This is a genomic window from Rhizobium sp. JAB6 (genome assembly GCF_003024605.1).
GTDB lineage: Bacteria > Pseudomonadota > Alphaproteobacteria > Rhizobiales > Rhizobiaceae > Rhizobium.
Window position 1 is genome coordinate 207,726 of the sequence record NZ_PYJQ01000007.1, and the last position, 19,579, is coordinate 227,304.

Genomic DNA, 19,579 nt, shown 5'->3' on the forward strand with positions numbered 1-19,579 from the left:
TGGATAGCCAATGACCGAATTGAAGCCTTTCCTCGCCAAGGTCGCCAATCATGAGGCGCTGACGCGGGATGAAGCCCGGCAGGCTTTCGAAATCCTGATGTCTGGCGAGGCCACGCCGTCGCAGATCGGCGGCTTTCTCATGGCGTTGCGCGTTCGCGGCGAGACGGTGGATGAAATCGTCGGCGCCGTAACCACGATGCGTGCCAAGATGCTGCCGGTAGTGGCGCCTGCCGATGCGATGGATATCGTCGGGACGGGCGGCGACGGTGTCGGAACCTATAATATTTCGACGCTGGCGGCATTCATCGTCGCCGGGGCCGGCGTGCCCGTCGCCAAACACGGCAACCGCGCCCAGAGCTCCAAGGCCGGTACTGCCGACACACAATCCGTATTGGGAATCAAGCTGGATATCGGACCGGAGACGATTGCCCGCTGCATTCGGGAAGCCGGCATCGGCTTCATGTTCGCGCAGCTGCATCATTCCTCCATGCGCCATGTCGGTCCCTCGCGCGTCGAACTCGGCACGCGGACGATCTTCAATCTGCTTGGACCTCTCTCCAACCCTGCTGGCGCCCGTCGTCAGCTGCTGGGCGTCTTTGCGCCGCAATGGGTATTGCCGCTGGCCGAGGTCCTCAAGGATCTGAACGCCGAGAGCGTCTGGGTCGTGCACGGCGACGGCCTGGACGAGATCACCACGACGGGCAAGACCTCCGTCGCGGCCTTGGAAGATGGCAAGATCCGTACCTTCGAGCTCACGCCATCGGATTTCGGCCTGCCGCATGCCCGGCTTGAGGACATCAAGGGGGGCGACGGCGTTGCCAATGCTGCAGCCCTTCGTGCGGTGTTAAGCGGCGAAAGGAATGCCTATCGTGACATCGCTCTTGCCAATGCGGCGGCCTCGCTGGTCATTGCCGGCAAGGCGGAAACGCTGCATGATGGCATGAAGCTCGCGGCCCATTCGCTCGATAGCGGCGCTACCGCAGTAGCATTGGAAAAGCTCGTTGCTGTTTCCAACGAGGAGCAGGACTAGGACCTCATGACCGATATCCTCAGAAAGATCGAAGCCTATAAGCGGGAAGAGATCGCCGTCGCCAAGGCCAAGCTCTCTCTTGCCGATCTCAAGGCGATGCAGGCTGAGCACTCCGCACCACGCGGTTTCCACAAGGCTCTGCTTGCCAGGAAGAGCGCCGGAACGTTCGGCCTGATCGCCGAGATCAAGAAGGCTAGCCCGTCGAAAGGCCTCATCCGCCCTGATTTCGATCCGCCTGCCCTCGCAATGGCCTACGAAGCCGGCGGCGCAGCCTGCCTTTCGGTGCTGACCGATACGCCGAGCTTCCAGGGCGCTCCGGAATTCCTGACGGCTGCCCGCGCCGCCTGCTCGTTGCCGGCGCTGCGCAAGGACTTCATGTTCGACACCTATCAGGTGCAGGAAGCCCGTGCCTGGGGTGCCGATTGCATCCTTCTCATCATGGCATCGCTCTCTGACGACGATGCCGAGCGTCTTCAGGACGAAGCGTTCGGTCTCGGCATGGATGTGCTGATCGAGGTGCACGATGCCGAAGAGATGGAGCGGGCACTTAGGCTCTCCTCCCCGCTGATCGGCATCAACAACCGCAACCTGCGCACCTTCGAAGTCAGCCTCACGGTCAGCGAGAAGCTGGCACCCATGGTGCCGGAGGACCGGCTCCTGGTCGGCGAAAGTGGCGTCTTCAACCATGCTGACTGCAAGCGCCTCGAGGCCGTGGGCATTACCACCTTCCTCGTAGGTGAAAGCCTGATGCGCAAAGATGACGTCACTGCGGCGACGAAACTGCTGTTGAACGGTGAAACCGGCATTCTGGCGGCCGAGTGAGATGAGCACCGAGAAGGCCGGTCTCACGCATATAGACGCTTCGGGCGAAGCCCATATGGTCGATGTCGGCGACAAGGCCGAGACGGCACGCAGCGCCACGGCTACCGGCTACGTCAGGATGAAACCCGAGACCCTGGCGTTGATCCGCGACGGCAATGCCAAGAAAGGCGATGTGATCGGCACGGCACGGCTTGCCGGCATCATGGCTGCCAAGCAGACGAGCAATCTCATTCCGCTCTGTCATCCCCTTATGCTGACGAAGGTTGCCGTCGATATCGCAGAGGATGCCAGCCTGCCCGGCCTCCGCGTCACGGCGACGGCAAAGCTCACGGGCCGCACGGGCGTCGAGATGGAAGCGCTGACCGCGGTTTCCGTCGCCTGTCTGACGATCTATGACATGGCCAAGGCCGCCGATCGCGGCATGGAAATCGGGGGCATCACTCTATTGGAGAAATCCGGCGGTAAATCGGGAGATTTCCGCAATCCGGGGGCCTGACACATGAGCCTGTTGCCTGTTGCCGAAGCGCAAGCGCGCCTGTTGGGCAGCGCCGCGCCGATCCATCGCGTTGAAAGCGTTTCCCTCGATATGGCGGAAGGCCGGGTTCTGGCCAAAGATCTGGCCGCCCGCCTGACGCAGCCGCCTTTCGACGCTTCGGCGATGGATGGTTACGCGCTGCGCTTCGAGGATGCGGCGACGCCATGTTCGGAACTGCAGGTCATCGGTGCCGCCGCCGCCGGTTACGCGTTTGAGGGAACCATCGGCAAGGGCGAAGCAGTTCGCATCTTCACCGGCGCTCCCGTTCCTGTAGGAGCCGATTCGGTGCTCCTGCAGGAAGACGCTGTACGGCTGGACGGCGATCGCATCAAAACCAGCTACCCCTTGCGCAGGGGCCAGCATATTCGTCCGCGCGGACAGGATTTCCTGGAAGGCGAATTGGTGCTTCCCGCCGGCTCCGTCATGGATTTTTCGCGCCTTACGGTGGCCGCCGCCATGAACCATCCGTCCCTCGATGTTTATCGCCGGCCGCTGGTAGCGATTCTCGCGACCGGAGACGAGCTTGTGGCGCCAGGCAATGAACCGGGGTCATCGCAGATCATCGCGTCGAACACGTTCGGCATCGCGGCGCTGGCGCGCAATGCCGGCGCCCATGTGCTCGATCTCGGCATCGTCGCCGACGACAGCGACGAGATTACCGCCGCCATCGGCCGTGCGCAGGTTGCCAAGGCCGATATCATCGTCACGCTCGGCGGCGCTTCGGTCGGCGATCACGATCTGGTGCAGGCGACGATGGTAGCCGCCGGCATGAAGCTGGATTTCTGGCGCATCGCCATGCGTCCCGGCAAGCCGCTGATGGTCGGCAGCCTCGGCGACATGCATGTTCTTGGCCTTCCCGGCAATCCCGTCTCCAGCCTCGTCTGCGGCCTGCTCTTTCTCGAGCCATTGATCAGAAAGCTCGCATCCCTGCCTCCGGTAAAGCGTGAAGGCATTGCGCGCGCTGCCGTGACCTTTGCGGCGAACGATCAGCGGCAGGACTATGTGCGGGCGACGCTGACGAAAGCTGCCGACGGCGGCTGGCTCGCGGAACCTTTCTCGAAGCAGGATTCGTCGATGATGAAAGTCTTTTCGCGCGCCGATTGCCTGGTCGTCCGCCCGCCGCATGCGCCGCAATTGGAAGTCGGCTCACCGACTCCGGTCATAGTCCTCCGGCCCGATTTGCTTGATTAGCGCCGCTCTCAGGGCGGAGTCGATATCGCTTCCATCCGAAGTCGCAGCATAGCAATATCGGGCAAGCAAAAGCCGGGAGGTTTGATCCACCCGGCTCGCAATCATCAGATGATAGGCGAACCAATTACTTCGCCGGCTTCTCATGGTGGCCGCCGAAGCCGGCGCGCATGGCAGAGAGAACCTTGTTGGCGTAGTCGTCATTGCCGCGCGAAGCGAAACGACCGTAAAGCGCGGCACTAAGCACCGGAGTCGGAACGCCTTCGTCGATGGCAGCCGAGATCGTCCAGCGGCCTTCGCCCGAGTCGGACACGCGGCCGGCATATTGCGAAAGCGCTGCATCGCCGTGTAGGGCGTCGGCCGTGAGGTCGAGCAGCCAGGAGGTGATCACGCTGCCGCGGCGCCAGACTTCAGAGATTTCCGCGATGTCGAGATCATACTGATAATACTGCGGATGGGAGAGCGGCGCGGTTTCTGCGTCCTTCTCGGCGTCCTGCTTGCCGATATTGGCATGACGCAGAACGTTGAAGCCCTCGGCATAGGCGGCCATCAGGCCGTATTCGATGCCGTTATGGACCATCTTGACGAAATGGCCGGCCCCGGATGGGCCGCAATGCAGATAGCCCTGCTCTGCCGTGCTGTTTTTGGCAGCTTCTTCCGAGCGCATCGGCGACGGAGGTACGTCGCCGACACCAGGCGCAAGCGTCGCAAAGATCGGCGATAGATGCTGGACGATTTCCTTTTCGCCGCCGATCATCAGACAATAACCGCGTTCGAGGCCGAAAACGCCGCCGCTGGTGCCGACGTCGACATAGTGGATGCCCTTCGGCTTCAGCTCTTCGGCACGGCGGATATCGTCGTGATAATAGGAATTTCCGCCGTCGATGACGATGTCGCCTTCGTCGAGAAGCGGAACGATCGCCGCCAGTTCCTGATCGACGATTGCCGCCGGCAGCATCAGCCAGACGACGCGCGGCTTCGCAAGTTTCGATACGAAATCCGCGAGAGACTTGCTGCCGGTCGCGCCGAGTTGCTCAAGCCCGGCGATGCTTTCCGGGCGCGCATCGAAAACAACGGCGCTCTGACCGCCTCGCATCAGGCGCTGCACCATGTTGTTGCCCATACGGCCAAGGCCAATCATTCCGATTTGCATGTTTCAGTCTCCTAGGACGGTTTCAATCGTTTGAATGTTCAATAGAGATATTTCGCAATATTTTCCAATGAACAAATGACGGGAGAGCTATGCAGGGGTCAGGCAGCGGAGAAAAATGCTTCTGCTCACGCATCCGTGATATCGCATGCCGAACCTCCCGCTTTTCTCCATGATCGCGCTTTGCCGGCTTTGAGGAAAGCTGTATTTTGCGCTTCCGATCGCGTTGACAGACTTAGCATCGATTTCGGTATCTTCGGACGATCCTGTTTAAGGTGGCTCTCACATAAGGGAGTCAAAGGGGGGCACATGGCTGCGTCTTTGAAACTGCCGCTGGTTCCAGCTTCATTCTTTGGCATGGTCCTGGGGCTTTCCGGTCTCGCCAACGCTTGGCGCGTGGGTGCACGCATCTGGCATCTACCGGCACTTGTCGGAGAAGTTCTTACCTTTATTGCGCTAGCCGTCTGGCTGGTGCTGATCGTGCTCTACGCGCTGAAGTGGATGGTGGCGCGCGAGGAGGCCTTCAGGGAAGTGGCCCACCCAGTCCAGTGCTGCTTCATTGGCCTTATCGGCGTCGCAACGATGCTGGCGGCCGGCGGCCTGCTGCCCTATTCGCGCATCGGTGCCGAAACCATATTCCTGATCGGCGCCGCCTACACCCTGGCATTCTCCGTCTGGCGTACCGGAGGGCTCTGGCAGGGCGAGCGTGATATTGCGACGACGACCGCCGTGCTCTATCTGCCAAGCGTCGCCGGCAGCTTCGTGACCGCCATCGTCGGCGCCGCGCTCGGCTTTCCGCAATGGGCGCAGCTTTTCTTCGGCGCCGGCTTCTTCGCCTGGCTTGCCATCGAATCCGCCCTGCTGCATCGCCTGCTGACGGGGCCGGCGTTGGCGGCACCGCTGCGACCGACCCTCGGAATCCAATTGGCGCCGCCGGCCGTCGGTGCGCTTGCCTATATCAGCGTTACGCAAAGCCCTCCCGACATGCTCGTCCATGCAATGATCGGCTATGGCTTGCTGCAGGCTTTGATCATGTTGCGCCTTCTGCTCTGGATCATGAAGGAAGGCTTCAGTCCCGCCTATTGGGCCTTCACCTTCGGTGCAACGGCGCTGGCAACGGCTCCGATGCGCCTTGTCGAACGCGGCGATGTCGGTCCAGTGGCGCAGCTTGCCCCTATTCTTTTCGTTGCCGCCAATGTCGTCGTCGGGCTGATCGCTCTTGCGACGATTCGGCTGATTGCCAACCGGAAACTCGTCATCGGCTGGGCCGAACTTGCTGACCGCGACGCTGGCGCCGTTGGTCAGCGGTAATTCAATATCGCCGTCGGGAGAATGATGTGCTTGATCATGTGACGATCGGAGTTCGTGACCTCGAACAATCGACGATCTTCTACGACACGATATTGCGCTCCCTGGGCATAGAACGTCTTTATGCCGAAGGCGGGAGCTTTGCCGGTTACGGTATTGGCCGAAAGGCCTTCTTCTGGATCGGTGAGCGCGATGTTCTGCAAACGGGCGCTCATGTCGCCTTTGCAGCTCCAAACAGGAAAATCGTGGATGAGTTCCATCGGACCGGGATCATCGCCGGCGGTTTCGACAACGGCGCCCCGGGTCTACGCCCCCACTACCATCAGAACTATTACGGCGCTTTCATCCTCCACCCCGATGGACACAATATCGAAGCCGTTTGTCACCTGTCGGTGAGTTGAGTGGAAGGCGCCTATGTCCGGCAAGAATGAGATTATGGCACCGGCGGCCCAACATAGCGCGCACGCGGGCGAATGAGCCTACCGCTGGTGGCCTGCTCCATGGCATGCGCAAGCCAGCCAACTGTGCGAGCGAGCGCGAAAATGATCAGCGGCGCATCCTGCGGAAGATGATAGGCGTCGGTCATCGCCGTCAAGGCAAAGTCAACGTTGACGCGTTCTCCGACCAGCTGCTCCCCGACATCGCGAACCCTCGCGAAGAGCGGAGGCGGCGTGAAGCAGCCCAGCAACGCCTCTCCGCGGATATCGACATCAGGATAAAGCTGATGCCCGAAAGCAGGCAATGGCCGCCCTTCCGCGAGATAGCTGCGCACCGCTTCATCCACACCGGTTGTAGCCGCGCGCGCGATCAGCATGCGCACGCTCTGCCATGCACCGCCATGCAGCGGACCCGTCAGCGTCGAAAGCCCGGATAGAGTGGCAGCAGATAATGTCGCGCCAGCGGATGCCGTGATCCGCGCGGTGAAGGTCGAAGCGTTCAGCTCATGATCTGCAAGCAGGACGAGGCTACGGCGGATCACATCCTCGGCATCCGAGCGGTTCCAGGCAGCGGCGAGACGTCGATGCAGCGGCTGATCCCATGGGCCGGGCGCCAGTGCTTCAGCCACCGTACCGAATACGCTTTCAGCTTCGTTCTGCAGGGCCGGAAGCGAACGCCCGAGTGACGGCAGGTCGCCCGTTATGCGCTCGGCAAGCATGGAGAATGCGCTGTTCAGGGAAGGCGGCTTCCGCAGCGTCTCGTTTTGCTCGAATCGCAATGGCCGCTTCATATCCCACAACAGCAGCGCGACATCCTCCAGAGATGCGCTTTCGGCAAGCACCGCCGCATCCTTGCCGCGATAGAAAAGCCTGCCGTTCGAAACCGTCGACAGCGCCGATGGCAATACCGGATCGCCCCATTGAATAGCCTCGGCCGCCACCGCCTCGGTCTTGCGCCTTCCGGCGTGGCGGGTAGCCAATCGCTTGACGTCATCGGCGAAATAGAGGCTGCGCCGCGTATCCGCGGGATCGGCCTTCGCACGAATGCGCCCGCGGCTGACATTGGCGTAGAGCGTCTGTGATTTCGTTCCCAGCAGGTTCAGCGCCTGCTCTGCCGTCAGCCAGCTCATCGGTCCTCATATTGATCAATTGCATCAAGATTGACGTCAATAGGAATAGAGCCGATCTAGTCGGATAGTCAAAGGAGAACCGAAATGAAGAGTGGTCTTGAAGATGTCATTGCCGCGGAAACCAAGCTGTCCGACGTCGACGGCGCTGCTGGTCGGCTGATCATCCGCGGCGTGTCGCTCGATGAGCTGGTGGCGACCAGCCGCTTCGAGGATGTTGCGGCGCTGCTGCTGGATGGCCTGTTTGATGAACATATCGACGCAGCTTCCATACGAACACGGCTCGGCGCGGCTCGGGTTGCGCTTTTTGCGCATGTAGAAGCGGCCGATGCCGCCCTGCTCTCGCTGCCGCCGGTGGATGCCGTGCGGGCCTTGCTGGCGCGCGTTGCTGACGGTGAGGATTTCGCCACCGCGATCCGCCTGATGGCGGCACCGGCCGTTTTCCTGCCCGCGGTCTTACGGCTGCAGAAGAGCGACGCGCCGATCAAGCCGGATCCATCCTTGTCCCAGGCCGGTGATATCCTGCGCATGCTGACGGGCCGGGCGCCGACGGCAGAGCAGACGGCAGGCCTCGATGCCTATCTGGTCACGATTTCCGATCACGGCTTGAACGCATCCACATTCGCCTCCCGCGTCATCGCCTCCACCCAGGCTGGCCTGACCTCCTCCGTGCTTGCAGCAATCAGCGCCCTCAAAGGCCCTCTGCACGGCGGCGCCCCCGGCCCTGTCCTCGATATGTTTGACGGTGTCGGCAAACCGGAAAATGCGCGCGCATGGTTGTCTGACGCGCTCGATCGTGGCGAGCGGCTGATGGGTTTCGGCCATCGCATCTACCGTGTCCGCGATCCGCGCGCCGATGCCCTGAAGACGGCGCTTGAGCCGATCTTTGCCAGCCGACAGGCGGATCCCGGGCGCATTGCCCTGGCGGAAGCGATCGAGTCTGCGGCGCTGGCGTTGCTGAAGGAGCGCAAGCCGGATCGGCCGTTGGATGTCAATGTCGAATACTACACCGCCCTGCTGCTCGACGCCCTCGGCTTCCCGCGCAGCTCCTTCACCGGCGTTTTCGCGATCGGCCGCACGGTCGGCTGGATCGCCCACGCCCGCGAGCAGACGCTCGATGGACATCTGATCCGCCCGCAGTCGCGCTATGTCGGTCCGCTGCCGAAGGCGGCATAGAAGGATCTGCCAAAAGACGGAACTCAGGCGGCCGCCGATTGGCGCGGCCGCATCATGCCCTCGCGGATATGGCGGGCCAGTTCCAGCGCCTGTGGCGCCGCGCCACTCTTCGGCAAATGCAGGTTGATTGCAAAGACCGGCAGTTCGGGAAGGCCCTGCTCGACGGTGAGGATATCGAGATCGGCCGGAACGGTCGAAGCGAGCCAGGCAGTGACAGCCAGATCCGTGCGCACCGTCGCCGTGGTCGCCTCGATATTGCCGTTCTCAAAGACCGTCCGCCAGCGCAGCCCATTCTTGCTGAGGGCCGCAAAGACGGACGACCGGAAAGCACAGGTGTCGGCGACCATCGAGATCGGCAGCGGCACCTTGCGATGGGCACTGCCGGATTTCGCACCGACCCAGACGAGCCGCTCGACGGCAAGGCATTCGCCCTGCGACGTGCCGTAGGGCTCCTCCGCCACACAGAGATCTATGGTTCCCTTCCCCAGCTCTTCCAGCAGCTCCGGCGAGGACGCACAGACCAGCGAAATCTCGACTTGCGAATGGCGCTCGGCATAGGATTTGAGCACGGGCGCCAGGGTTGCTCCGACAAGATCGTAGGGAACGCCAAGCCGGACCCTGCCGCGGATCGTCCTTTCCGTCATGTCGTCCCAGATCTCGTCATTCAACGTCAGTAAGCGGCGGGCATTGCCTCGTAGCCGTTCGCCGGCTTCGGTCAGCCGCAATCCGCGCCTGTCACGCTCGAACAGAGTGCAGCCGAGCATATCCTCCAGCCGCTTGATCTGCTGGCTGACGGCGCCCTGCGTCATATGCAGCATATTGGCGGCAATGGTCATGCTGCCTTGGTCGGCAACCGCGGCGAAGGTTCTGATGAGGGCAATATCGAAGTTTCGGATCATCTCATCATTATAAATGCTAATGCATTAAACCTTCAATATTCGATTTCTTGATGCGCGAACGCTCTCTATGCCCTTTCCTCCATACGGAGAAAGGCTGGACATGACGATAGAATCCCTGCTGCCGCTGATCCTCTTTGCATTGGTTTCCACCATAACGCCGGGCGGTGCGACCACGCTTGCGACAGCATCCGGTGCCAATTTCGGTTTTCGCCGGTCCATACCGGTCATCGGCGGCTTTGCCTTCGGCCTGGGCTCGATGGCCGGTGCGGCGGCTGCCGGGCTGGGTGGTGTTTTGATGGCCTTGCCGATGTTGCAAATCGCCATGAAGACGCTGGGCTCCCTCTATTTGATCTGGCTTGCCGTTCGGATCGGCAGAAGCGGTCAGCCGCGTGGAGCGGGGCAGATGGCGAGACCGACAGGCTTCATCGCCGGCGTCTGGATGCTCTGGCACAATCCCAAGGGCTGGGCCATGACGATGGGCGCGGCTGCGTCCTTCGCTGCACTCGCAGATAGTCCGCTGACGCTGGCTATGCTGCTCGGCCTAACCTTCTGCGTGATGGCGGCGCTTTCACTGGCATTGTGGTGCGCTCTAGGTCAACTGTTTGCCCGTCTGCTGAACGCGCCATGGCAGTGGCGCGTCCTCAATCTCATGCTAGCCTGCCTTCTTGTGCTCTCGATCATTCCGATGTGGCGGGATTGACCTTAGGAATGCTCGATCTGCAGGCTGTCATATCCCTTGGTTTTATAGAGCACCGTCGAAACCAGCCAGCTCAGCAGGAATATGCCGACAACGGCGAAGCCGAAATTGGCAAGATTGTCATTGAGTTCACCGACGAAGCTCCAGAAGGCACCTTCGAGGCCGAGCTTGTCGGCGATGAGCCCCAAAGCCTCGATGCCGCCGACAAAGACGGCGACGACGACCGACGCCGCGGTGATGGTCAGATTGTACCAGAGCTTGCGCACCGGCTTGACGAAGGCCCAGCCATAGGCTCCCGTCATCAGCGTACTGTCGAGCGTATCCATTAGCGACATGCCGGCCGTGAACAGCGCCGGGAAAACAAGGATGATCCAGAAAGACATGCCCTGTGGGGCCTGAGCCGCCGAAATGCCGAGAAGCCCAATCTCCGTGGCGGTGTCGAAGCCGAGGCCGAAAAGGAAGCCGATCGGATACATATGCCAGGAGCGGGTCACGACCTTGAATATCGGACGGAAGACACGCGCCAGCAAGCCGCCCCCGGCAAGCAATGTATCGAGCTCCTCTTCCGCGATCCTTTCACCCCTCTGCGCCCTTCTGAAGGCCGACCAAACGCCCTGCAGTGCGAAGAGATTGGCGATGCCGATCAGCAGCAGAAAGGCCGCAGAAACCGTCGTCCCGATGACGCTGCCGACATCGTGGAAGGAATCGAGCCGGTTCTGCATGGCGGCCGCGGTCGCGGCAATCAGGATCGAGGCGATCACGACGATCGAGGAATGACCGAGCGAGAAGAAGAAGCCAACCGCATAGGGCTGCTTCTTTTCCTGAATGAGCTTGCGCACCACATTATCGATGGCGGCAATGTGATCGGCACCGAAGGCGTGGCGTAGGCCGAACATATAGGCAAGAAGCGCAATACCAAGCAAAGACGGGCGGTCTGCAAAGGCGACCGAGGCCCAGGTCCAAGCGGCAATATTGAAAGCGATCAGCAGCGCGAAGGTGAAGGCGATCTTCGCCCCGGGCCTTTCGGCGCGATCGTCAAATGAATTGAGTATCATACTTTTGTTCCCGTTATGCTTACTCGCACAGTGTCACGGAAACGAAAGCGGCGCGATAGTCGAATGACGTAGATGCCGAAGTTTTTCGCAGTGTCGGAAAAATGGGCAGGCCAGGTATAGGCCAGCTCTGCCCTCGCGCTCAGCTCTTTTCGAATGGATAACCCTCATCGGCCCAGCCGGTCATGCCACCGATCATCACCTTCACGCGCTTGCCGAGCGTGCCCAGGCGCCAAGCCGCCTTGTCGGTGCCATTGCAATGCGGCCCGGCGCAATAGACGACGAAGAGTGTATCGTCAGGCCATTCTGCCATTTTTCGCGCCGTCATCTTCCCGTGCGGCAGGTTGATCGCACCCGGAATATGCTTCTCCTGGAACATGGCCGGGCCACGGACATCGAGCAGGACGAAATCGACATTGTCTGATGTCATGGATTGGTGGACGTCTGAGCAATCGGTTTCGAAGCCGAGCCTTCTGGCATAGTGCTCGGCGACGCGACTGGGATCTGCGGCGGGGGTTTCACTGACTAGCGACATGGAACGCTCCTTCTTTGGTTCGGTGCATTCATGCCTGAGCCATCCCGTGGTTGAAATTGGCCGAAATGCCATATAGCGTCAATATCATGCCAAACTCAGCTAATCCCGATCTCCGCGGCCCGCACGTTGTCGCCCTCGTCTATGACGGGCTGTGCACCTTCGAATTCGGCGTCGCCTACGAAATCTTCGGCTTGCCTCGCCCGGAAATGGGCGACGACTGGTACAGGTTTTCCGCCTGCGCCATCGAGGATGGCCCGCTTCGCGCCGCCGGCGGGTTGACCGTGGAGGTGGATCACGGGCTGGAAGTCATTGCCGATGCCGACCTGATCGTCGTGCCTGGCTGGCGCGGCATCGGGACGCCGGTCCCTGCCCGGCTGATCATCGATCTGCAGGCGGCCAGCCGTCGCGGCGTTCGCATCATGTCGCTTTGCTCGGGCGTGGCCGTCCTTGCCGCTGCGGGATTGCTCGCCGGCCGCAAGGCGACCACGCATTGGCGCTACGTCGAGTCCATTGCGGCGCGCTATCCGGATATATCAGTGGATGCAGATGTTCTCTATGTCGATGAAGATAAGGTGCTGACCGCCGCCGGCAGTGCGGCTGCGATCGATCTCTGCCTGCATGTCGTGCGCCGCGATTTTGGAGCCGATGTCGCCAACAGCGTCGCGCGTCGTCTCGTGGTGCCGCCGCATCGCGAAGGCGGTCAGGCACAATATATCGAGACCCCGGTTCTGAGACAGCGCGAAGGCGCGCGCCTGGGGCCTTTACTTGAATGGATGCGCGAGCGTTTGCAGGAAGATCAGCCCATTGCCGCGCTGGCAGCGCGGGCCGGAATGAGCGTGCGAACCTTCCAGCGCCGTTTCGAGGCCACCACCGGCATGGCACCCGGCGAATGGTTGCTCAGTGAACGGCTGCGGCGTGCGCGTGATCTGCTGGAAAAGCAGACCGCCATTTCGCTTGACGATGTGGCGCTGGCGAGTGGTTTTGGATCGCTCGCCACCATGCGCCATCATTTTCGGGAGAGGCTTGCGGTGAGCCCGAGCGACTACCGCAAGCGATTTGCTATTCTTAAACCAGACGGCTCTGTTCCGTCGCCGCTTCGATGAAGCTCGAGAACAGCGGATGCGGTTCCAGCGGACGGGACTTCAGTTCCGGATGATATTGGACGCCGATGAACCACGGATGGTCCGCATATTCGATCGTCTCGGGCAGGACACCGTCGGGTGACATGCCGGAGAAGGTCAAGCCGCAGTCTTCCAGCCTGTCCTTGTAATCGACATTGACCTCGTAACGGTGACGATGGCGCTCCGAAATATCGGTCGAGCCATAGATCTCCGAGATTTTGGTGCCCTTCTTTAAGGCCGCCTTGTAGGCGCCGAGGCGCATCGTACCGCCGAGATCACCGGATGCCGTGCGCTTCTGCAGCTCATTGCCCTTCAGCCATTCGGTCATCAGACCGACGACTGGCTCCTTGGTGGGCCCAAATTCGGTCGATGAGGCATGTTCGACACCGGCCAGATTGCGGGCCGCTTCGATGACGGCCATCTGCATGCCGAAGCAGATGCCGAAATACGGCACCTTGCGCTCGCGCGCGAAACGGGCTGCCAGGATCTTGCCTTCCGAACCGCGTTCGCCGAAACCGCCGGGCACGAGAATGCCGTGAACCTTCTCGAGATACGGTGCCGGATCTTCCTTTTCGAAGACCTCGGACTCGATCCATTCCAGCTTGACCTTGACCCGGTTGGCAATGCCGCCGTGATGCAGCGCTTCGATCAGCGACTTATAGGCATCCTTGAGTCCGGTATACTTGCCGACGATGGCGATGGTCACCTCGCCTTCCGGCGTGCGGATCCGATTGCAGACCTCTTCCCATTGCTCGAGACGCGGCTTCGGAGCCGGCTCGATGCCGAAGGCGGCCAGAACTTCATTGTCGAGGCCTTCCTTATGATAGGCCATCGGCACGTCGTAGATGTTGGCGACATCAAGTGCCTGAATGACGGCAGATTCCCGCACATTGCAGAACAGCGAAAGCTTGCGGCGTTCGGCTTCGGGAATTTCCCGGTCCGCACGGACGAGCAGAATGTCGGGATGAATACCGAGCGCCTGCAGTTCCTTGACCGAATGCTGCGTCGGCTTGGTCTTCAGCTCGCCGGCAGCCGGAATATAGGGCATCAGCGTCAGGTGAACGTAGACTGCCGTACCGCGCGGCAGGTCGTTGCCGAGCTGGCGGATCGCTTCCATGAAGGGCATGGCTTCGATGTCGCCGACCGTGCCGCCGATCTCACAGATGACGAAATCATAGTCGTCATTGCCTTCGGTGATGAAATCCTTGATCTCGTTGGTGACGTGCGGAATGACCTGAACAGTCGCGCCCAGATAATCGCCGCGGCGTTCCTTGTCGATGATGTTCTTGTAGATGCGACCGGTGGTGATGTTATCGGTCTTGGTGGCCGAGCGGCCGGTGAAGCGCTCATAATGGCCGAGATCGAGGTCGGTTTCCGCACCGTCGTCAGTGACGAAGACCTCGCCGTGCTGGGTCGGGCTCATGGTGCCCGGATCCACGTTCAGATAGGGGTCGAGTTTGCGCAGGCGGACTCGATAACCACGAGCCTGCAACAACGCTCCGAGAGCCGCAGCCGCAATTCCTTTTCCGAGGGAAGAAACCACGCCGCCAGTGATGAATACATATCGCGCCATGGGAGTCACCGGATACCTTTTCACAAATGATTCCGCTAGCCCTAAAATTCGTTTCCGGAATTTTGGCTATAGAACGCGGAATATGGACAAAACAAAACCGGCAGATCCGAGGACCTGCCGGGGATGATCTTCGGCGACCGGAATTACTTACCGGTCGGGACGCCGCCGTTGTCGGCTGGCGCGGGAGCGGTTGCCGCCGGCGCGGTCTGCTGACCGGTCGCGGCCGGCGCCTGCTGCGCAGGTGCTGCCTGATTCGTCGTTGCCGGCGGGGTTGCCTGCGATTGCGGAGCAACGGCGCCACTGTTCGGAACGCCGCTATTGTCGGCAGGCTTCGGCTGGGTGGTTGCCGGAGAAGCGCCCTTCTGGCCGCCAAGCGAATCGAGAATGCCGTTGCCCTGACCCGCCGTGCTCGGAATGCGGTTGAGAATGTCGGTCGGGCGCGCTTCGAAGCGGGACAGCACGTTCATGCCGAGCGCAAGCGCGAAAAACAGCGTGGCCAGAATGGCCGTGGTGCGCGTCAGCGCGTTGGCCGTACCGCGCGCAGACATGAAGCCCGATCCGCCGCCGATGCCAAGGCCGCCACCTTCGGAGCGCTGAATCAGCACCACGCCGATAAGGGCGACGACAACCATGAGATAGATGACAAGCAGTACGGTTTGCATAGATCCAGTCCTGCCCGGTGCGGGCATCAAAAATAAAAGCTCGCGGCTCTTTACATGAGGCTCTCGCCTATTCCAAGCCCTTTTAAGGCTGGAACTCCGGGCAAGTTGTTGCTTCAGGCGAACTGCCGTTCGAATGCGGCATAAATGGCAAGGAAGTCGACCGCTTTCAAGCTCTGTCCGCCGACGAGCACGCCGTTGACATGCGGAATGTCGAGAAGACTGCGTGCATTCGCGCCGCTGACGGATCCGCCGTAAAGAATTCGCATGTTCGCGCCTTCCTTGCCGAAGCGTTCGATAAGCTCCGCGCGCATGAAAGCATGAGCTTCCTCGACATCTTCGCTGGTTGGAACCACGCCGGTGCCGATCGCCCAGACAGGCTCGTAAGCAATCACGGTCGTTGCCGCGGTCGCACCATCGGGAACGGAGCCGATCAACTCCCGTTTCAAAACGTCGAGCGTCTGGCCGCTATTGCGCTCATAGGCGGTCTCGCCGATGCAGATGATGGCGATCAGCCCGGCATCGTGGGCGGCCTGCGCTTTGGCGCGCACGAGCATATCGCTTTCGGCATGATTTCTACGACGCTCGGAATGGCCGACGATGACATGGGTGCCGAAGCAGTCGGCAATCATTTCGGCCGAAATATCGCCCGTATAGGCGCCGCTGACCTGCTGATGGCAATCCTGGGCGCCGATGGCGAGAGGGCTGTCGTCGCAAAGCGCCGTCGCCACATAGAGCAATGTGGCCGGGGGGCACAGCAGCGTGTCGATTTTTTCCGAGAGCGGCGCCTTGACGCCATCAGCGATCGCCTTGATCTGGTCCAGGCTGGCGCGCGTGCCGTTCATCTTCCAGTTCCCGGCCAAAAGCGGCCGTATGGTCTTCGTCATTCCGATTTCTCCCCCTATTTCATCCATCGGACTAACAAAAAGGCGGGGCAAAGGAAAGTTAGCGAACACGGCCGAAACCGGTTCAAATCGTTTGAAAAAAGCTTATCCGGAAAATAAATCGAATTGCGCAATGTGTTTCACGACGCCCGCGGATCAACGAGCCAGTTTAGCACCTTGCGCCAATCGGTCATGCGCACAGGGGTTCCGTGGTTTCCGGTTTCGAAAAGCGTAAAGCGCGTGGGATAATGCGCCTTGTAGAGTTTTTCGAACAACGCCTGCTGGTCTGCCGCGGCATAGACGGGGTCCTTGCTGCCATGGGTGAACCAGAGGGGCAGCTTTGCCTTATAGAAGGCGCTCTTTGTGAAATCCGGATCGGTGACGCCGCTCAGGATCGCCATGCCCTTCAGCCGCTTGACGCTTTCGGCGTCGCGGGTGATGCCCCAGCAGATGAAGCTCCCCATGGAAGCGCAGGTGAGTATGACGGGCTTGCCGCCGGATTGCTCGTAGGAATAACGGATGAGCGCGGCGATATCGGCAACGCCGTTGCTATCGAAACCTCGGACGCTGGGGGCATAATAGGTGCCGCCGTTCCTGTAAGCCAGGTTCTTCAGCCGGTTGAAATTGCCGCCGAACGTATAGTCGTTGGAGCCGAGCCGGCGGTCGCCGCCGCGACCGTGGATGAAGATCACGGTAAAGGCCTGCTTCGATGCCGGGCCTATGCGGGTGACATCGACCTTGCGGCCGCCGATCTCAAGCGTTTCGTCCTCCTGCGCCTTCCAGCGCACGCCGGTATCGATATAGGCAGGCTTGACGCGCTTTTCCGGAATCTGGTCGCGGCCGTTGATATCCCTCATCTCCTGGTAATCGATCGTCTGGAAGGCGCCGTTATCATGGCTTTCGATGACCGTCTGGCTGGAAAACAGCTCATCCTTGAAGGGCTTGAGCATTTCGGCGGAGGCTCCAGAGGCAGCCGACAGAAGCAAAATCCCCGAGATTGCGGACAGGATGGGCAAATGAGCTGTGGACATTGGCATGCGGATACTTCCTCCGATCGGCCATCGGGCTTGCCATTCTTCACCCGGCAACGCAAATCTCTTAATAATCGGCGCCGTCGTCGGGCACCCATCGCTCTTGTGTGCCGTTTCTGGCAGAATCACGATGATTCGCGAATACCGGCGACAAATGCGATAATAAGAGGGGTCTGGCCCCACCAGAACAAATCTGAGCAGCTTGAAATTCTATGGACAATAGCAACGATCTCTTCTCCGGCCTCCCCCGTTCGCCGAAATCGGCCGCGGCGGAAAAGCCGGCCGCAAAGACAGAAAAGCCGGCTCCTGTCCCCGCACAGCGCCCGGCTGCGACGACGCAGTCGTCGGAAGAATATGGCGCGAGTTCCATCCGTGTTCTCGAAGGGCTGGAGCCCGTGCGTATGCGTCCCGGGATGTATATCGGCGGCACGGACGAGAAGGCGTTGCATCACCTTTTCGCCGAAGTCATCGACAACTCCATGGATGAGGCCGTGGCCGGCCACGCCAATTTCATCGAAGTCTATCTCGATCGGGACGGTTATCTCACCGTCACCGATAACGGCCGCGGCATTCCCGTGGAAAACCACCCGCAGGTGCCCGACAAATCGACGCTCGAAGTCATCATGACCAAGCTGCACGCCGGCGGCAAATTCGACGGCAAGGCTTATGAGACCTCGGGCGGTCTGCATGGCGTTGGCGTGTCCGTCGTCAACGCGCTGTCGGATGATCTGGAAGTCGAGGTCGCCCGCAACCGCAAGCTCTATCGCCAGCGCTTCTCGCGTGGCCTGCCGGTCGGCGGCCTGGAAGAACTGGGCGATGTGCATAACCGGCGCGGCACCCGCGTCCGCTTCCATCCCGATCCGCAGATATTCGGCGAGCACGCCCGCTTCGATCCTGCGCGCGTCTTCCGCATGGCTCGTTCCAAAGCTTATCTGTTCGGCGGCGTCGAAATCCGCTGGAGCTGCGATCCCGAGCTGGCACCCGAAGGCGCCGATGTTCCGGAAAAGGCGGTCTTTCATTTTCCGGGCGGCCTAAAGGACTATCTCAAGGCGACGATGGGCAACGAGTTCACCGTTACCCGCGAGATCTTTGCCGGCAAGTCGGAGAAGGAAAGCGGTCACGGCTCGCTCGAATGGGCGATCACCTGGTATGGCGGCGACCCGCAGATTCATTCCTATTGCAATACGATTCCGACCCCGGAAGGCGGCACGCATGAGGCGGGCCTCCGCATCGCCTTGACCAAGGGGCTGAAGAACTACGCCGATCTCACCCAAAACAAACGTGCGGCCAATATCACGACGGACGACGTGATGATTTCGGGCGTCGGCATGCTGTCGATCTTCATCCGTGAGCCCGAATTCGTCGGCCAGACGAAGGACAAGCTCGCGACGGTCGAGGCTCAGCGCATCGTCGAAAACGCGCTGCGCGATCCCTTCGACCATTATCTTGCCGACAACCCGGCCGAAGCCGAAAAGCTGCTGGAATGGGTGATCGAGCGCTCGGAAGAGCGCATGCGCCGCCGCAAGGAAAAGGAAGTCAATCGCAAGACCGCCGTGCGCAAGCTGCGGCTGCCCGGCAAGCTGGCGGATTGCTCCCAGAGTGCTGCCGAAGGCGCCGAACTCTTCCTTGTCGAGGGCGATTCGGCAGGCGGTTCGGCCAAGCAGGCGCGAAACCGAACGAACCAGGCGATCCTGCCGCTGCGCGGCAAGATCCTGAACGTCGCCAGCGCCGGCCGCGAGAAGCTTTCCGCCAACCAGCAGATCGCCGATCTCGTCCAGGCGCTTGGCTGCGGCACGCGCACGAAATATCGCGAGGAAGATCTCCGTTATCAGCGCATTGTCGTCATGACCGATGCCGACGTCGACGGCGCGCACATCGCATCGCTGCTGATCACCTTCTTCTATCAGGAGATGCCTGAGCTGATACGCCAGGGCCATCTGTTCCTGGCCGTCCCGCCCCTCTACAAGATTACCCAGGGTTCGAAATCGATCTATGCCCGCGACGATGCCCATCGGCAGGAACTGATGGCAACGGAATTCAAGGGCAAAGGCAAGGTCGAGATCAGCCGCTTCAAAGGTCTGGGGGAAATGCTGCCTGCTCAGCTCAAGGAAACGACGATGGACCCGGCCAAGCGCACACTGCTGCGCGTCGAGATCGACGAAGTGGATTTCGAAGGCACGCGGGATGCCGTCGACAATCTGATGGGCACCAAGGCCGACGCTCGCTTCCGCTTCATTCAGGAGCGCGCTGCCTTTGCCGAGGATCTGGATATCTGAGGCGGCCAGCCGCCTATAACGGTTTCAATCCCACGCGGAAAATTCAGTCTTTTGCGGTCAGGATGACTCGTCATCCTCT

At 60.9% G+C, this 19,579-nt stretch carries 19 protein-coding genes; 10 read left to right on the forward strand and 9 right to left on the reverse strand.

The window, feature by feature from the left end; translation table 11 throughout:
• Positions 1–10 precede the first annotated feature (10 nt).
• Genes trpD through glp form a run of 4 tightly spaced genes read left to right on the forward strand, consistent with a single transcriptional unit; the run spans position 11 to position 3,578 of the window.
• Entirely contained in the window at positions 11–1,030 is a 1,020-nt protein-coding gene (gene trpD, locus C7U61_RS09725) for an anthranilate phosphoribosyltransferase (RefSeq protein WP_106997886.1), read from the forward strand.
• A 6-nt stretch (positions 1,031–1,036) separates the two neighbouring features.
• Positions 1,037–1,852 carry an indole-3-glycerol phosphate synthase TrpC gene (trpC, locus tag C7U61_RS09730; RefSeq protein ID WP_106997887.1) on the forward strand — a complete coding sequence of 272 codons (816 nt, stop codon included), beginning with the start codon at positions 1,037–1,039 and terminating at the stop codon, positions 1,850–1,852.
• 1 nt (position 1,853) lies between these two features.
• Complete coding sequence (gene moaC, locus C7U61_RS09735) at positions 1,854–2,348, forward strand: cyclic pyranopterin monophosphate synthase MoaC (RefSeq protein ID WP_106997888.1); 495 nt, start codon at positions 1,854–1,856, stop codon at positions 2,346–2,348.
• A 3-nt stretch (positions 2,349–2,351) separates the two neighbouring features.
• Complete coding sequence (gene glp / locus C7U61_RS09740; RefSeq protein ID WP_106997889.1) at positions 2,352–3,578, forward strand: gephyrin-like molybdotransferase Glp; 1,227 nt, start codon at positions 2,352–2,354, stop codon at positions 3,576–3,578.
• A gap of 124 nt (positions 3,579–3,702) precedes the next feature.
• Here the strand turns inward: glp and gnd are convergent, their stop codons facing one another.
• Positions 3,703–4,728: a phosphogluconate dehydrogenase (NAD(+)-dependent, decarboxylating) gene (gnd, locus tag C7U61_RS09745; RefSeq protein ID WP_106997890.1), complete on the reverse strand. Its 1,026-nt coding sequence runs from the start codon at positions 4,726–4,728 to the stop codon at positions 3,703–3,705.
• Between the two features lie 306 nt (positions 4,729–5,034).
• Between gnd and tehA the strand changes: the two genes are divergently transcribed.
• Together tehA and C7U61_RS09755 are read left to right on the forward strand one after the other, a co-directional pair.
• The gene (gene tehA / locus C7U61_RS09750) at positions 5,035–6,036 is read left to right on the forward strand and encodes a dicarboxylate transporter/tellurite-resistance protein TehA (RefSeq protein ID WP_106997891.1); all 1,002 of its coding nucleotides are present in this window, start codon (positions 5,035–5,037) and stop codon (positions 6,034–6,036) included.
• Positions 6,037–6,062: 26 nt separating this feature from the next.
• Positions 6,063–6,434: a VOC family protein gene (locus C7U61_RS09755; RefSeq protein ID WP_106997892.1), complete on the forward strand. Its 372-nt coding sequence runs from the start codon at positions 6,063–6,065 to the stop codon at positions 6,432–6,434.
• A 32-nt stretch (positions 6,435–6,466) separates the two neighbouring features.
• On the opposite strand, the gene C7U61_RS09760 is transcribed toward C7U61_RS09755, so the two are convergent.
• A complete protein-coding gene (locus C7U61_RS09760; protein ID WP_106997893.1) occupies positions 6,467–7,600 on the reverse strand; it encodes a citrate synthase in 1,134 nt (377 codons plus the stop codon).
• A gap of 84 nt (positions 7,601–7,684) precedes the next feature.
• Here C7U61_RS09760 and C7U61_RS09765 point away from each other — a divergent pair, with 84 nt between their 5' ends.
• Positions 7,685–8,773 carry a citrate synthase/methylcitrate synthase gene (locus C7U61_RS09765; RefSeq protein ID WP_106997894.1) on the forward strand — a complete coding sequence of 363 codons (1,089 nt, stop codon included), beginning with the start codon at positions 7,685–7,687 and terminating at the stop codon, positions 8,771–8,773.
• A gap of 23 nt (positions 8,774–8,796) precedes the next feature.
• On the opposite strand, the gene C7U61_RS09770 is transcribed toward C7U61_RS09765, so the two are convergent.
• Positions 8,797–9,672, reverse strand: a complete 876-nt coding sequence (locus C7U61_RS09770; RefSeq protein ID WP_106997895.1) for a LysR family transcriptional regulator — start codon at positions 9,670–9,672, stop codon at positions 8,797–8,799.
• 100 nt (positions 9,673–9,772) lie between these two features.
• On the opposite strand from C7U61_RS09770, the gene C7U61_RS09775 reads away from it, so the two are divergent.
• Positions 9,773–10,372 carry a LysE family translocator gene (locus C7U61_RS09775; RefSeq protein WP_106997896.1) on the forward strand — a complete coding sequence of 200 codons (600 nt, stop codon included), beginning with the start codon at positions 9,773–9,775 and terminating at the stop codon, positions 10,370–10,372.
• Between the two features lie 2 nt (positions 10,373–10,374).
• On the opposite strand, the gene C7U61_RS09780 is transcribed toward C7U61_RS09775, so the two are convergent.
• Both C7U61_RS09780 and C7U61_RS09785 read right to left on the reverse strand, forming a co-directional pair.
• Complete coding sequence (locus C7U61_RS09780; protein WP_106997897.1) at positions 10,375–11,424, reverse strand: HoxN/HupN/NixA family nickel/cobalt transporter; 1,050 nt, start codon at positions 11,422–11,424, stop codon at positions 10,375–10,377.
• Between the two features lie 139 nt (positions 11,425–11,563).
• The gene (locus C7U61_RS09785) at positions 11,564–11,956 is read right to left on the reverse strand and encodes a rhodanese-like domain-containing protein (protein WP_106997898.1); all 393 of its coding nucleotides are present in this window, start codon (positions 11,954–11,956) and stop codon (positions 11,564–11,566) included.
• Positions 11,957–12,021: 65 nt separating this feature from the next.
• Here C7U61_RS09785 and ftrA point away from each other — a divergent pair, with 65 nt between their 5' ends.
• Entirely contained in the window at positions 12,022–13,059 is a 1,038-nt protein-coding gene (gene ftrA, locus C7U61_RS09790) for a transcriptional regulator FtrA (protein ID WP_106997899.1), read from the forward strand.
• Here the strand turns inward: ftrA and C7U61_RS09795 are convergent.
• The 4 genes from C7U61_RS09795 to C7U61_RS09810 all read right to left on the reverse strand — a co-directional run bounded on the left by C7U61_RS09795 (position 13,022) and on the right by C7U61_RS09810 (position 17,230).
• Complete coding sequence (locus C7U61_RS09795) at positions 13,022–14,650, reverse strand: CTP synthase (RefSeq protein ID WP_162703344.1); 1,629 nt, start codon at positions 14,648–14,650, stop codon at positions 13,022–13,024. The genes ftrA and C7U61_RS09795 overlap by 38 nt on opposite strands.
• A gap of 143 nt (positions 14,651–14,793) precedes the next feature.
• Complete coding sequence (gene secG, locus C7U61_RS09800) at positions 14,794–15,312, reverse strand: preprotein translocase subunit SecG (protein WP_106997900.1); 519 nt, start codon at positions 15,310–15,312, stop codon at positions 14,794–14,796.
• Positions 15,313–15,425: 113 nt separating this feature from the next.
• Positions 15,426–16,196, reverse strand: a complete 771-nt coding sequence (gene tpiA / locus C7U61_RS09805) for a triose-phosphate isomerase (RefSeq protein ID WP_106997901.1) — start codon at positions 16,194–16,196, stop codon at positions 15,426–15,428.
• A 137-nt stretch (positions 16,197–16,333) separates the two neighbouring features.
• Positions 16,334–17,230 carry an alpha/beta fold hydrolase gene (locus C7U61_RS09810; protein WP_106997902.1) on the reverse strand — a complete coding sequence of 299 codons (897 nt, stop codon included), beginning with the start codon at positions 17,228–17,230 and terminating at the stop codon, positions 16,334–16,336.
• A 206-nt stretch (positions 17,231–17,436) separates the two neighbouring features.
• Between C7U61_RS09810 and parE the strand changes: the two genes are divergently transcribed.
• Positions 17,437–19,500, forward strand: a complete 2,064-nt coding sequence (parE, locus tag C7U61_RS09815) for a DNA topoisomerase IV subunit B (protein ID WP_106997903.1) — start codon at positions 17,437–17,439, stop codon at positions 19,498–19,500.
• The last annotated feature ends 79 nt before the right edge of the window (positions 19,501–19,579 follow it).

Bases quoted from the DNA above. Each gene is read 5' to 3' on its own strand.
- C7U61_RS09765 (WP_106997894.1), top strand. From the start codon at position 7,685: ATGAAGAGTGGTCTTGAAGATGTCATTGCCGCGGAAACCAAGCTGTCC.
- C7U61_RS09775 (WP_106997896.1), top strand. From the start codon at position 9,773: ATGACGATAGAATCCCTGCTGCCGCTGATCCTCTTTGCATTGGTTTCC.
- trpD (WP_106997886.1), top strand. From the start codon at position 11: ATGACCGAATTGAAGCCTTTCCTCGCCAAGGTCGCCAATCATGAGGCG.
- C7U61_RS09785 (WP_106997898.1), bottom strand. From the start codon at position 11,956: ATGTCGCTAGTCAGTGAAACCCCCGCCGCAGATCCCAGTCGCGTCGCC.
- moaC (WP_106997888.1), top strand. From the start codon at position 1,854: ATGAGCACCGAGAAGGCCGGTCTCACGCATATAGACGCTTCGGGCGAA.
- trpC (WP_106997887.1), top strand. From the start codon at position 1,037: ATGACCGATATCCTCAGAAAGATCGAAGCCTATAAGCGGGAAGAGATC.
- secG (WP_106997900.1), bottom strand. From the start codon at position 15,312: ATGCAAACCGTACTGCTTGTCATCTATCTCATGGTTGTCGTCGCCCTT.
- C7U61_RS09795 (WP_162703344.1), bottom strand. From the start codon at position 14,650: ATGGCGCGATATGTATTCATCACTGGCGGCGTGGTTTCTTCCCTCGGA.
- C7U61_RS09780 (WP_106997897.1), bottom strand. From the start codon at position 11,424: ATGATACTCAATTCATTTGACGATCGCGCCGAAAGGCCCGGGGCGAAG.
- ftrA (WP_106997899.1), top strand. From the start codon at position 12,022: ATGCCATATAGCGTCAATATCATGCCAAACTCAGCTAATCCCGATCTC.
- parE (WP_106997903.1), top strand. From the start codon at position 17,437: ATGGACAATAGCAACGATCTCTTCTCCGGCCTCCCCCGTTCGCCGAAA.
- tpiA (WP_106997901.1), bottom strand. From the start codon at position 16,196: ATGACGAAGACCATACGGCCGCTTTTGGCCGGGAACTGGAAGATGAAC.
- gnd (WP_106997890.1), bottom strand. From the start codon at position 4,728: ATGCAAATCGGAATGATTGGCCTTGGCCGTATGGGCAACAACATGGTG.
- C7U61_RS09810 (WP_106997902.1), bottom strand. From the start codon at position 17,230: ATGCCAATGTCCACAGCTCATTTGCCCATCCTGTCCGCAATCTCGGGG.
- tehA (WP_106997891.1), top strand. From the start codon at position 5,035: ATGGCTGCGTCTTTGAAACTGCCGCTGGTTCCAGCTTCATTCTTTGGC.
- C7U61_RS09760 (WP_106997893.1), bottom strand. From the start codon at position 7,600: ATGAGCTGGCTGACGGCAGAGCAGGCGCTGAACCTGCTGGGAACGAAA.
- C7U61_RS09770 (WP_106997895.1), bottom strand. From the start codon at position 9,672: ATGATCCGAAACTTCGATATTGCCCTCATCAGAACCTTCGCCGCGGTT.
- glp (WP_106997889.1), top strand. From the start codon at position 2,352: ATGAGCCTGTTGCCTGTTGCCGAAGCGCAAGCGCGCCTGTTGGGCAGC.